Annotated in this window: 11 protein-coding genes and 1 riboswitch; of the genes, 4 read left to right on the top strand and 7 right to left on the bottom strand. The window is 58.8% G+C overall.

Annotated elements, in window-relative coordinates:
- Window positions 1-8 precede the first annotated feature (8 nt).
- Window positions 9-1,175: a cysteine desulfurase family protein gene (locus QO005_RS12040; RefSeq protein ID WP_307158277.1), complete on the bottom strand. Its 1,167-nt coding sequence runs from the start codon at window positions 1,173-1,175 to the stop codon at window positions 9-11.
- A 222-nt stretch (window positions 1,176-1,397) separates the two neighbouring features.
- Between QO005_RS12040 and QO005_RS12035 the strand changes: the two genes are divergently transcribed.
- Window positions 1,398-2,075 carry an alpha/beta hydrolase gene (locus QO005_RS12035; protein WP_307158276.1) on the top strand — a complete coding sequence of 226 codons (678 nt, stop codon included), beginning with the start codon at window positions 1,398-1,400 and terminating at the stop codon, window positions 2,073-2,075.
- 181 nt (window positions 2,076-2,256) lie between these two features.
- On the opposite strand, the gene QO005_RS12030 is transcribed toward QO005_RS12035, so the two are convergent.
- Window positions 2,257-3,378: an anhydro-N-acetylmuramic acid kinase gene (locus QO005_RS12030; protein ID WP_307158275.1), complete on the bottom strand. Its 1,122-nt coding sequence runs from the start codon at window positions 3,376-3,378 to the stop codon at window positions 2,257-2,259.
- 110 nt (window positions 3,379-3,488) lie between these two features.
- Here QO005_RS12030 and tyrS point away from each other — a divergent pair, with 110 nt between their 5' ends.
- Entirely contained in the window at window positions 3,489-4,745 is a 1,257-nt protein-coding gene (gene tyrS / locus QO005_RS12025; protein WP_307158274.1) for a tyrosine--tRNA ligase, read from the top strand.
- A 53-nt stretch (window positions 4,746-4,798) separates the two neighbouring features.
- Here the strand turns inward: tyrS and QO005_RS12020 are convergent, their stop codons facing one another.
- Window positions 4,799-5,296: a methylated-DNA--[protein]-cysteine S-methyltransferase gene (locus QO005_RS12020; RefSeq protein WP_307158273.1), complete on the bottom strand. Its 498-nt coding sequence runs from the start codon at window positions 5,294-5,296 to the stop codon at window positions 4,799-4,801.
- A gap of 140 nt (window positions 5,297-5,436) precedes the next feature.
- On the opposite strand from QO005_RS12020, the gene QO005_RS12015 reads away from it, so the two are divergent.
- Window positions 5,437-6,069, top strand: a complete 633-nt coding sequence (locus QO005_RS12015) for a bifunctional transcriptional activator/DNA repair enzyme AdaA (protein WP_307158272.1) — start codon at window positions 5,437-5,439, stop codon at window positions 6,067-6,069.
- A gap of 55 nt (window positions 6,070-6,124) precedes the next feature.
- Here QO005_RS12015 and bluB read toward each other — a convergent pair whose 3' ends face one another.
- From bluB to QO005_RS12000, 3 genes are all read right to left on the bottom strand, one after another.
- The gene (bluB, locus tag QO005_RS12010) at window positions 6,125-6,802 is read right to left on the bottom strand and encodes a 5,6-dimethylbenzimidazole synthase (RefSeq protein ID WP_307158271.1); all 678 of its coding nucleotides are present in this window, start codon (window positions 6,800-6,802) and stop codon (window positions 6,125-6,127) included.
- Window positions 6,803-6,879: 77 nt separating this feature from the next.
- Window positions 6,880-7,063, bottom strand: a riboswitch (cobalamin riboswitch).
- Window positions 7,064-7,082: 19 nt separating this feature from the next.
- Window positions 7,083-7,916 (bottom strand): TolB family protein, encoded by an 834-nt coding sequence (locus QO005_RS12005; RefSeq protein WP_307158270.1) that lies wholly within the window; start codon window positions 7,914-7,916, stop codon window positions 7,083-7,085.
- A 3-nt stretch (window positions 7,917-7,919) separates the two neighbouring features.
- Window positions 7,920-9,599 (bottom strand): NAD+ synthase, encoded by a 1,680-nt coding sequence (locus tag QO005_RS12000; protein ID WP_307158269.1) that lies wholly within the window; start codon window positions 9,597-9,599, stop codon window positions 7,920-7,922.
- A gap of 346 nt (window positions 9,600-9,945) precedes the next feature.
- On the opposite strand from QO005_RS12000, the gene QO005_RS11995 reads away from it, so the two are divergent.
- Complete coding sequence (locus QO005_RS11995; RefSeq protein ID WP_307158268.1) at window positions 9,946-10,884, top strand: hypothetical protein; 939 nt, start codon at window positions 9,946-9,948, stop codon at window positions 10,882-10,884.
- Between the two features lie 62 nt (window positions 10,885-10,946).
- Here QO005_RS11995 and QO005_RS11990 read toward each other — a convergent pair whose 3' ends face one another.
- Entirely contained in the window at window positions 10,947-11,879 is a 933-nt protein-coding gene (locus QO005_RS11990; RefSeq protein WP_307158314.1) for a lipid A biosynthesis lauroyl acyltransferase, read from the bottom strand.
- Window positions 11,880-11,885 lie beyond the last annotated feature (6 nt).

The raw sequence follows: 11,885 nt of genomic DNA, 5'->3' as shown, positions 1-11,885 counted from the left end.
CCCATTTCTCATGCCGCATGCCCCGTTACACGCCGACGCGCGGCAATCCGCGCAAAGGCCGCAAGGGCATGGTCAATATCTTCTTCCGTCGTTTCCGGCCCCAGCGAAAGCCGTAAGCCACCCAAAGCCGCATCTCGCCCCATGGCGGTCAATACATGGCTTTGCCCCACCTTGCCGGAAGAGCAGGCCGCACCCGCAGAGAGCGCAACACCTTCCAGATCGAAGGCGATCTGTCCCGTTTCCGCCTTCAGCCCCGGCAGGCTGAAAAACGTCGTATTGGCAATTCTGTCCACCTCAGCACCGTGGATGATCACATCCGGCGCGGCCTTTCGCATGCCTTCTTCCAGCTTTTCGCGCAAGGCGGCAATGCGAAAATTGCGTTCTATCAATTGTTTTTCCGCAATTTCGCACGCTGCTCCAAAGCCGGCGATCCCGGCCAGGTTCTCCGTGCCGCCGCGATGGCCCTTTTCCTGGCCGCCACCCCGGATCAATGGTTCCGGCATCAGCGTTTCGCCACGGGCGATCAGCGCGCCAGCGCCCTTCGGGCCGCCGAGCTTGTGGGCGGAAATCATCAGGAAATCCGCATCCAGCGCCGCAATATTCACCGGAATGCGGCCTGCAGCCTGAACGGCATCCACCACCAGCAATCCGCCCTTGCCATGCACCAGCCGGGCGATCTCCGCGATCGGCTGCACGATGCCGGTTTCATTATTGGCAAGCATTACAGCCACCAGCGGCAGACCGGCATCTGCCGGATGAGCCGCCAGCAGCGCTTCAAGGGCGGCAAGATCAACCTGTCCTTGCGGCGTCACCGCAATTTCCGTAATCGCTTCTGCCGCAAAACGTCCGCCCAGCCGCACGGCGGGATGCTCGATGGCCGAGACGTAAAGACGCGTCAGAGACAGAGGAGAACGTCCCATCCGGTACCGCGGCGAAAGCGCCAGATTGGCCGCTTCCGTGGCGGTGGAGGTAAACACCACATGCTGGGTTTCCGCCCCCACAAGGCTTGCCACCTGCCGCCTGGCCTTTTCCACCAGCGCCCGGGCCGCGCGCCCTTCGGAATGCACGGAAGAGGGATTGCCCGGCATAGCCAAGGCCGCCAGCATGGCTTCCCGCGCCTCATTCAAGAGGGGTGCGGTCGCATTCCAGTCAAGGTAGATGCGTTTGCCAGCCATAATTTCCGACGATCCCGACTTCCTTTGCCCCGAACTTCAAGAAAAGCGCATTTTTCTTGAAATTTCCGGCCCGTATGTCCTATGACACTGACCAACCCGTGGTCGGCCTTTCATTTTTGAATTGTTCTAAACTTCTAGAAAAGCTGACTGCTCCCGTCAAGTCATCTCTTTGATGTCAACGGGCTCTGAGACGAAAAAAAGAAAGTTAAGATCGGAGTATCCATGCCCGAAGTCATCTTCAACGGACCCGCAGGTCGTCTTGAAGGTCGCTACCAGCCCTCCAAGGAAAAGAGCGCGCCGATAGCGATCATTCTTCATCCGCACCCGCAGTTCGGCGGCACGATGAACAACCAGATCGTCTACCAGCTCTTCTACATGTTCCAGAAGCGCGGCTTCACCACGCTCAGGTTCAACTTCCGCGGCATTGGCCGCAGCCAGGGCGAGTTCGACCACGGCGCGGGTGAATTGTCGGATGCGGCCTCTGCGCTCGACTGGGTGCAGAGCCTGCATCCCGATTCGAAGAGCTGCTGGGTGGCCGGCTATTCCTTCGGCGCGTGGATCGGCATGCAGCTTCTGATGCGCCGTCCGGAAATCGAAGGCTTCATGTCCATTGCGCCGCAGCCGAACACCTATGACTTCTCCTTCCTCGCACCCTGCCCGTCTTCCGGCCTGATCATCCATGGCGATTCCGACAAGGTCGCCCCGGAGAAGGACGTGCAGGGTCTGGTGGACAAGCTGAAGACCCAGAAGGGCATTCTGATCACCCAGAAAACCATTCCCGGCGCCAACCACTTCTTCAACGGCCAGATCGAAACACTGATGGCCGAATGCGAAGATTATCTGGACCGTCGCCTGGAAGGCGAACTGGTTCCGGAACCAGCGGCCAAGCGCCTGCGCTGATACAAAGACTATAAAGCCGCCTTAGGGTGTGTGGGTATTCAGCTTTGGGTGGGCTGCAAACGGCAATTTCCTGCGCTTCCGGTGCTCATGTACCTTAAGTACACTCCGCTCCGGTTCTCGAAAATCACCGTTTTCGCCTCACCCAAAACTGAATCCCCACACACCCTAGGGCGGCTTTGCTTTATTCTGCTTTTACGAGCACTCCGCCGGTGACCGGCGCCCGTACCCCCGTGGTGCCCGGAAAGGTGAGTGGCAAGCCTTTCAAAGAGCGCACAGCAAGATAGGCCCAGGCCTCAGCTTCCATGGAATCGCCGTTCAGGCCCAGTTCGTCAGCATTGACGACGTGCGCCTCCTCTTTGGCGGCAATCATGGCCATATCCCCCATGATCACAGGGTTCAGGCGTCCGCCACCACAGACGACATAGGTTTTCGGCTTTTCCCGCACATGCCGGACAGACGCAAAAATCGCAGCCGCCGTCACATGGGCAAGGCTGCGCGCGCCGTCTTCCAGCCCGATTTCCCCCTTCACCGGTGGCGAAAAATCATTGCGATCCAGCGAAACACGCTGATTAGCGGTAAAGAAGCGATGGCGGAGATAACGATCCGTCAGCGCAGACCGCACGGTGCCGCGCGCCGCGATCTCACCGCCCGCATCGAAGGCCTGCCCGGTATGCGCCTCCACCCATTGATCGATCAGCGTATTGCCGGGACCGCTGTCGAAAGCGGTGATCTCGCCATGGCTGTCTATGGCGGTCAGATTGGAAATGCCGCCGATATTGACGAAACAGACCGGAAAGGCATCTCTCCCCAGCCCCGCCGCCAGCGCTGCATGATAAACGGGCACCAGCGGCGCGCCCTGCCCGCCATGCACCATATCATTGGCACGCATGTCATAGACGACATCGATTCCGGTTTCCCGCGCCAGAAGCGCGCCATCGCCGATCTGCACGGTCAGTGCTTTTTGCGGCCTGTGCAGCACCGTCTGGCCGTGAAAGCCGATCACATGAACATCCTGCGGCAAGATATTGTTTTGACTCAAAAACTCTCTCACCGCCTTGGCATGCAGAAGCGTCTGATCTCGTTCAAGTTCGGCAAGGTTCCCGGGGCGTTCATCGCGATTTTCGATGGATTTTGCCTCTTCCAGCCCCTGTTTCAGCCGCTCGCGAAAGGCCGCGTCATAGGGAAAGGCCATGGACGGGCCCCGTGTGACGCTAGATTGCCCATCCGTGGCCAAAAACGCCACATCCACCCCATCCAGCGAGGTGCCGCTCATCAAGCCAATGGCGCGTAGCAATTCCGTCATGCGATTCTCCCGAAGAGCCTGGGCAAATTGATGGCCGAAATGGATGCACAATTCAAAAAACAATGCTAAAGCCGCCCGGAAAATTTCAGATACCAGAAGGCGTGTGCGTCATGGCCAAGTTCAAATCCGATTTCCTGAACATTCTCTCCGAGCGTGGGTTCATTCATCAAGTGTCCGATGAAACCGGGCTGGACGATCTGCTCGCCAAGGAAAGCGTGACGGCCTATATCGGGTATGATCCGACGGCCTCCAGCCTGCATGTCGGCCATCTCATGCAGATCATGATGCTGCGCTGGTTCCAGCAGACGGGCCACCAGCCCATCTCGCTGATGGGCGGCGGCACGGGCATGGTGGGCGATCCCTCCTTCAAGGAAGAAGCCCGCAAGCTGATGACACTCGACATGATCGAGGACAACATTGCCTCGATCAAGCGCTGCTTCTCGCATTACTTGGATTACGACAAGGGCCCGAAGGGCGGCGCGCTGATGCTGAACAATGCCGAATGGCTGCGTTCGCTCAACTATCTCGAATTCCTGCGCGATGTCGGGCGGCATTTCTCCGTCAATCGCATGCTGTCCTTCGACAGCGTCAAGACCCGCCTTGACCGTGAGCAATCGCTGTCCTTCCTGGAATTCAACTACATGATCCTCCAGGCCTATGACTTCGTGGAGCTGAACAAGCGCTACGACTGCCGCCTGCAGATGGGGGGCTCCGACCAGTGGGGCAATATCATCAACGGTATCGACCTCGGCCATCGTATGGATACGCCGCAGCTTTACGCGCTGACCGCACCGCTGCTGACCACGTCCTCCGGCCAGAAAATGGGCAAGAGCGCGTCTGGTGCGGTGTGGTTGAACGCCGACCTGCTGCCGGTCTATGACTTCTGGCAGTACTGGCGCAACACGGAAGACGCTGATGTCGAGCGCTTCCTGAAGCTCTTCACCACCCTGCCGATGGATGAAATTGCCCGGCTTGCAGCCCTTGGCGGCTCGGAAATCAACGAGGCGAAGAAGGTGCTGGCGACGGAAGTTACCGCCATTCTCCATGGCCGGGCTGCCGCCGAAGAGGCCGCCGAAACGGCCCGCAAAACCTTCGAGGAAGGCGCACTTGCCGATAACCTGCCTTCCATCGAGGTGGCGAAAACCGAACTGGAAGCCGGGATCGGCCTGCTGTCGCTCATCGTCAAGGCCGGTCTTGCCGCCTCCAACGGCGAAGCTCGCCGCCACGTCCAGGGCGGTGCCGTGAAGATCAACGATCAGGGCATGTCCGATGAACGCGCCACCATCGGCACCGGCGAGGTGACCGCAGACGGCGTGATCAAGCTGTCGCTTGGCAAGAAGAAGCACATTCTGGTTCGGCCCGTCTGAAACGTAAAAGACCTTCTGCGCTATATCAGGCGCAGAAGGTTTGACCTTGCCGGTCAAATCAACCGGAGCTGTGAAACCTCAGGCACCGCCTGCTCCAGCTCCAAAAGCCATTTCTTCGTTTCAAGCCCACCACCAAAGCCGGTGAGACTGCCATTTGAACCGATAACCCGATGGCAGGGAATGACGATGGGTAGCGGGTTGGCACCATTTGCGGTGCCCACGGCGCGAACCGCCGCGGGATTGCCCAGCCGGCGCGCCAGTTCGCCATAACTGATCGTCAAGCCGAACGGAATCTTTGCCAATTCCCGCCAGACCGAAACCTGGAAGCTGGTACCCTGCATCGCGAGCGGTAACTCGAATTCCCGCCTTTCGCCCTCGAAATAATCCCGCAGCTGCGCTTTTGCGAGGCCGAAAGCTGAACGATCCCGAACCCATGACGGTTTTGGGGTAATCGCGCCCTTTCCCCTTGGGAAACCGATCCGTGACAGAACCTCACCGTCTCCGGCCAGCAGCAGATCGCCGATCGGGCTTTCCATCATATCATAGCGCATGTCTTCTATCTCACCTGCTCCGCTGCCCTGCTTTTGCAGGGCTGTTTTGTCATTCTCAATCTAAATCACATGCGCTTTCAGACTCGCCGGAATCGGACGTGGTCGTTTTTCACAGGCGAAAGCTGCGCTAAGATAACGTCATGAGCTTGGATATTGACACATGCGAGCAAGCGTGGCTCGCCCGCGATCCTGAATTCGATGGCCGGTTTTTCATCGGCGTTCGAACAACGGGAATTTATTGCCGCTGCGTTTGTCCGGTGCGGCTTCCCTATCGGCGCAATGTCGAATTCCTGCCGAGTGCCACGGCTGCCGAACTGGCTGGGTACAGGCCATGCCTTCGGTGCAGGCCTGAAACCGCCCCTTTCTGCCCTGCCTGGAAAGGGACGGCGACGACGGTGGAAAAGGCGGCCCGGATGATCAAGGAGGAAGGCGCGCTGGATGGCCGCGATGCCACTGTGGACAGGCTGGCTGCCCGGGTCGGTGTCGGTGCCCGCCATCTCTCCCGCCTGTTCCAAAGGCATCTCGGCGCAAGCCCTCTTCAGGTGGCGAAGACGGCCCGCGTGCAAAGGGCCAAGCGCCTGCTGACGGAAACGGATATGCCGATTACCGAGATCGCGCTTCAGGCCGGCTTTACCAGCCTGAGACGCTTCAACGCGGTGTTTCAGGAGGTCTATCAACGGCCTCCGACGGCGATCAAACGAAGCTTGAAGGCGCAGGATCTAGAGCATTTCCAGGAAAAGTGTTATCACAGTTTTCCGTCCGGAAATGCGTAAAAACAAAAGCCTAGAGCACGTCCGGTGAACCTATGTTCACCGGACGTGCTCTCTCTCACCCCGGAGCTTTCCACCTCTCCTCAAACACCAGCTCCTCCAGCGCCAGCCGCTTTCGCCAGCCCTTCACTTGCAATTCCGGCTCGCCATAGAGCGCTTTGACCTTGCCAAGGCAGAGCCAGCCGACGATCTCGATGCGGTCGGGAATGCCGAGGACGGCGCGCAAATCCGCCTCATGGAAAATACTGACCCAGCCGACGCCGATGCCTTCCGCCCGGGCGGCGAGCCAGAGATTCTGGATGGCGCAGACGGTGGAGTAGCTATCCATGCGCGGATTATGGGTACGCCCCAACACGACCGGCCCGGCCCGGTCGGGATCGCAGGTGACGCAAATGCCGAGCGGCGCCTTCAGGATACCTTCAAGCTTGAGGCTGCGGTAAAGCGCCGCCTTTTCCCCTTCGAACATGGAGGCCGCCTCGTCATTGGCTTTGGCGAAAGCCTGCCAGACCTGTTTTTTTCGAGCTTCATCGCGCACCAGAATGAAATTCCACGGCTGCATGAAGCCGACGGAGGGCGCGTGATGGGCGGCTGTCAGAATGCGCCACAGCGCCTCGTCCTCAATTTCATCGGGCAGAAATTCATCGCGCACATCGCGGCGCGTCATGATTGCACGGTAAACGGCGGCGCGCTCCTCGTCCGAAAAGGCGCCTGCTTCCATCAATGCTTCAGTCTGCATCGTTCAAACCCCAACAATGCAAGGGCCCTGCGCGGAAACTCGCGCCAGGCCGAACACCCGCCACGCTGTCCATGCGCGGTTGGCTATCCTGTCAGGCCGGTCTTCTGACTGGGCTTCTCCTGGCGGCTGCACCTTCCCGGTTTTCACCAGTGGCATAATAAGCAGCAGCCATCCACCTCACAGCGTTGGGCACGTTGCGGAGTTTCACCGCATTCCCGATTCTCCCGTGGTATCACGAGCACCTGACGGAAACGGTTCTATCCTGTTGCGGAAACGTTGCCTACTGCGCCACCGGAAAATAGCGGACATATGCAAACTCCTGGCCGGAAGGTGACCAGTTGGGCACGTTGATCGAACCTTGACCGCCGAAGAGATCGAACAGGGTTTCGACATTGCCGCCATCCATGTCCATCATCCGCATGCGGACATTGAGGTCACGGGGGTGATCGAACACATCCGCATCATAGGAAATGAACAGGACCTTGCGGTTGTTCGGGCAGGGATGCGGAAACCAGTCGCCATAGCCGTCATCCGTCAAGCGCTCAACATCGCTGCCATCCGGGCGAATGCGCCAGATCTGCATGGTGCCGCTGCGGCTGGAGTTGAAATAGATCCACTGCCCGTCCGAGGACCAGTCCGGCCCGTCATTACGGCCTTCGCCGTGGGTGAGCCTCTGCTCATCGCTGCCATCGACGTTGATGGTATAGATATCGAAAACCTGATCGCGAATGCCGCAATAGCAGACCCGTTCACCATCCGGTGACCAGCCATGCCAATAGGAGGGCAGGTTTTCCGTCACCTGCCGGGGCTCACCGCCGGCCGCCGGCAGGATGTAAATACAACTCTTGCCATGCTGCACCTTGTCGCAAATCGCAAGCCATGCACCATCCGGGGAAAGGCCGTGGTCATTATTGCAGCGGGACGCAAAGCCGGTTTCAATCTTCTCCGGCACAGGGTCATCGGTCAGCGGCAACTTATACATCAACCCGTCATCGTTGATGATGAGGAATGCCCCGTCCCGCGACCAGTTGGGCGCCTCCACCAGCCGCTCCGTCTGCCACACGATCCGCGACTGGCGGGTCTCGATATTGTAGATCTCGACCGAGCTTCGCATCTTCTATCGGTCCCGGAACCGGTTGGTGATGGGATAGCGGCGGTCGCGGCCAAAGTTCTTTTTGGTGATTTTCACACCGGGAGCCGATTGGCGGCGCTTGTATTCGGCCAGATAGAGAAGATGCTCGACCCGATGCACGGTGGCCACATCATGACCGCGCGCCACGATCTCCTCCACCGACATTTCCTTTTCCACCAGGCATTCCAGAATGTCGTCCAGCACCGGATAGGGCGGCAGCGAATCCTGGTCGGTCTGGTTCGGGCGAAGCTCGGCAGATGGCGCCTTGGTAATAATGTTGGTTGGAATGACTTCACCGGAGGGGCCAAGCGCGCCAGGCGGCACATGGGCATTGCGCCAGGCCGAAAGCGCATAGACCTGCATCTTGTAGAGGTCCTTGATCGGGTTGAAGCCGCCATTCATGTCGCCGTAAAGGGTCGCATAGCCGACCGACATTTCCGACTTGTTGCCCGTCGTCACCACCATGGAGCCGAACTTGTTGGAAACGGCCATAAGAATGGTGCCGCGCGTGCGGCTTTGCAGATTTTCTTCCGTAATGCCGCTTTCTGTCCCCTCGAAAAGCTCCGACAAGCTCGAAAGGAAACCTTCCACCGGCTCGGCAATCGGAATGATGTCATAGGGGCAGCCCAGCGCCTTGGCGCAGGCGGCGGCATCCGCGAAGGATTCCTCCGAGGTGTAGTGATAGGGCAGCATGATGGTGCGCACCCGCTCCTCGCCCAGCGCATCCACGGCCAGTGCCGCGCAAAGCGCCGAATCAATGCCGCCGGAAAGGCCGAGCACCACGCTCTTGAAGCCGTTCTTGTTCACATAGTCGCGGAAACCCAGCATACAGGCACGGTAATCGGCCTCCTCGCCCTCCGGAATATGCGACATCACGCCGGAGGTGGCACGCCAGCCATCTTCCCCGCGTTTCCAGGTGACGACGGAAAGTGCTTCCTCGAACTGGCTCATCTGGAAGGCCAGCGACTTGTCGGCATTAAAGCCGAAGCTTGCGCCATCGAAGACCAGTTCATCCTGACCGCCGACTTGATTGCAGAAAATCAGCGGCAAGCCACTTTCGATCACCTGGCGCAGGGCGACCTGATAGCGCACATCCACCTTGCCGCGATAATAGGGCGAGCCGTTCGGCACCAGCAGGATTTCGGCGCCGCTTTCGGCGAGCGTCTCGCAGACGCCAAGATCGTTCCAGATTTCTTCACAGATCGGCACGCCGAGCCGCACGCCACGGAAATTGACCGGGCCGGGCATTTCCCCTTCGACGAACACACGCTTCTCATCGAATTCGCCGTAATTGGGCAGATCGATCTTGTCGCGCAGCGCCAGGATTTTACCGCCGTCGATAATGGCAACGGAATTATGCCGACCCTTTTCTCCCTGACGCGGAAAACCAATAATAATGCCGGGGCCGCCATCCGCCGTCTCTGACGCCAGCTCATCCACCGCCTTCTTGCAGGCCTGGAGAAAGGCCGGCTTGAGCACAAGGTCTTCCGGCGGATAGCCGGAGATGAAAAGCTCTGACAAAAGCAGCAAATCCGCGCCTTCCGCCGCGGCCTGCGCCCGGGCTGAACGGGCCTTGGCGAGATTGCCGGCCACATCGCCGACAGTTGGATTGAACTGGGCCACCGCAATGCGGAGCGTATCGGGTCTGGTCAATATCTCGGTCATGATCCCCGGTTTATCCTCAAGAGGCTTCCTTCGCAACGGGCCTTTGCGTGACCCGTCGACCATGTGGCTGAACCTGGCAATTTGGATGCATAACAGTCAGGACAGAGGCTGGTTTCAACCGTGCCCCGCGCAAGAAGATAAATTTGCGCAGAAGGTGGTGAATCTTTATTGATTCCCGGTCTGGTAAGGTTAAAGCAAGACTCGATGGCAAGGCGCTAAATTACCCTTAGATTTAGTTGGAATTCCAATGAATTCCATTGTAATCATCAAAACGGGCATATGGGTAAGAATGAGGGAGCGGCAAGCTCCGCGACCTTGTGCCGTGACCTTCCCTGGGGCTGACGACATGACGACCGATCCGGTGGTACATCTTTATCCTGCCGTACACCTGAGCCGGCAGACAATTGCCGAGCATGAACTTTTTCCCGAGATCGAGCGCAAGATCGCGCTGCATCTCATCAGCATTCATCTGAAGACGCCACGACTGTCGCGGCTGAAGGCATCGCATCGCAAATGGCTGATGACCCATTCGCTGTTTGCGCTGGCGCTGCAACGCAGGCCTGACGATCCCCTTTCCGGCCTGACGGCCACGCGCTTTATCGATACCGTCATGCAGCTTGGCGCGGCCAGCCGCAACACGGCGGCGGCCTTTCTGTCCGAACTCGTCGCTTATAAATTCCTGAAGGACGCCGAGGGCGTGACGGATCGCCGGGTACGGGTGCTTATTTTGACCGAAGCCAGCACTGAGGCCATGAAATCCTGGTTCATGGGCCATCTGGAGTGCCTGGATCGGCTGGATCATGGCAACCGGCAGGCGTTGGCGGCAGCGGATGAGCGGATTTTCTACACCGCCCAGCCGCTCATTGCGGAGAAGCTGGTTGCTGATCCCTGGTGGCGCATCCCGCCGGAAAGCTCCAGCCATTTCCTGAATTCCGACATGGGAGGCATGGTGCTGCATGATCTGATCAGCCACCTGCCGGATCAGCCCGAAGAGGATGGCCGCTACAGTCTGGGGCCTGTGACGCTGGCAAGACTCGGCGACACCTATCTCATCTCCTCCACCAATCTGAAGCGGATGTTCAAGAAGGCCGAGGTGGAGCAGTTGTTAGGGTGGGAGCAGCCCAGAAGGCGCGGCAATCTCTGGCTATCGAAGTCCTTTGTCACAGATTATTTCAACTGGCAGGCCGCCAAGTTCGATGGTGTGAACGCAGCCTTCTGGGAAGCCTGCAAAAGCTTGGGCGTAATCACCAATCCGGTACCGGACATCGCTTCCAACGCGGCATGAAACATAAAGCCCTCCGCACCGGGCGGAAGGCTTTACTTGATAACAATCAAGTTCTGGCTGTATTACTTTAGCGTCTTCTTGATATTCCAGCGGTCGTGATACCACAGCCACTGTTCGGGATATTCCCGCACCCAGGCTTCCACCTTGTCGTTCAGCAATTGTGCCGTGGCGTTCACATCGATACGGCCTGCTGCATCGCGCGGAAGCTCGACCTTCGGCTCGATTTCCAGCCGGTAGCGATTGCCGGGAAGGCGAATGCAGCGGGCGGGATAGACCTCGCATTCGAACTGACGGGAAAGCTTTGCCAGCAAGGGATTGGTGCGTACATCGCGGCCAAAGAAGGTGGTGGCCTGTCCCTTCTTGAACTTCTGATCCACCAGCACGCCGACGCCCTGCCCCGCCTCCAGTTGCCGAGCCAGTTGAAAGGACGAGCCTGCATGCGAGGGCACCAGCCGCCCCATGCGGGCGCGGCGGAAATTGAACACCATATCGGCGATATAGGGGTTGTTCGGCGGCCGAAACAGCACCGTCACATAGAGCCCGAAGGCAGAGCCTGCCACGGGCAGCATTTCAAAATTGCCGGTATGGCCGGTAAAGACGATGAAGGGCCGCGGATTTTCCAAGAGATCCACAAAGATCGGGATGCCTGAAACCTCCACCCTGCCCTCGCCAATGCGCGCAGGATCGAAATCGAACAGTTCGTCCAGAAACACATATTCCGCCATCTGACGGCCCATATGGCCCCAGGCCTTCAAGGCGATATCCTGAATCTCCGCCTCGCTCTTTTCTGGAAAGGCGTTGCGCAGATTGGTCAGCATCAATTGATGGCGCTGAAGTTTCGGGCCGATGAAGCGCACCAGTCGGTCAGAGAAATCGATCGCCGCATCGGCTGGAAACAGCTTCAGGAATTTCAGCAGCAGAAACAGAAACTGCGCCACCAGCCACTGCGGAAAATTCCGCGTGGCCAGCACCAGCTTCGTTATGATCCGGCGCAGCACCGG

This window comes from Allorhizobium paknamense (genome assembly GCF_030815125.1).
Lineage (GTDB): Bacteria > Pseudomonadota > Alphaproteobacteria > Rhizobiales > Rhizobiaceae > Allorhizobium > Allorhizobium paknamense.
Note: the sequence above shows the minus strand (reverse complement) of the source record. Positions and strands in the feature narration are given on the sequence as shown.

Bases quoted from the DNA above. Each gene is read 5' to 3' on its own strand.
- QO005_RS12040 (WP_307158277.1), bottom strand. From the start codon at position 1,175: ATGGCTGGCAAACGCATCTACCTTGACTGGAATGCGACCGCACCCCTC.
- QO005_RS12035 (WP_307158276.1), top strand. From the start codon at position 1,398: ATGCCCGAAGTCATCTTCAACGGACCCGCAGGTCGTCTTGAAGGTCGC.
- QO005_RS12030 (WP_307158275.1), bottom strand. From the start codon at position 3,378: ATGACGGAATTGCTACGCGCCATTGGCTTGATGAGCGGCACCTCGCTG.
- tyrS (WP_307158274.1), top strand. From the start codon at position 3,489: ATGGCCAAGTTCAAATCCGATTTCCTGAACATTCTCTCCGAGCGTGGG.
- QO005_RS12020 (WP_307158273.1), bottom strand. From the start codon at position 5,296: ATGCGCTATGATATGATGGAAAGCCCGATCGGCGATCTGCTGCTGGCC.
- QO005_RS12015 (WP_307158272.1), top strand. From the start codon at position 5,437: ATGAGCTTGGATATTGACACATGCGAGCAAGCGTGGCTCGCCCGCGAT.
- bluB (WP_307158271.1), bottom strand. From the start codon at position 6,802: ATGCAGACTGAAGCATTGATGGAAGCAGGCGCCTTTTCGGACGAGGAG.
- QO005_RS12005 (WP_307158270.1), bottom strand. From the start codon at position 7,916: ATGCGAAGCTCGGTCGAGATCTACAATATCGAGACCCGCCAGTCGCGG.
- QO005_RS12000 (WP_307158269.1), bottom strand. From the start codon at position 9,599: ATGACCGAGATATTGACCAGACCCGATACGCTCCGCATTGCGGTGGCC.
- QO005_RS11995 (WP_307158268.1), top strand. From the start codon at position 9,946: ATGACGACCGATCCGGTGGTACATCTTTATCCTGCCGTACACCTGAGC.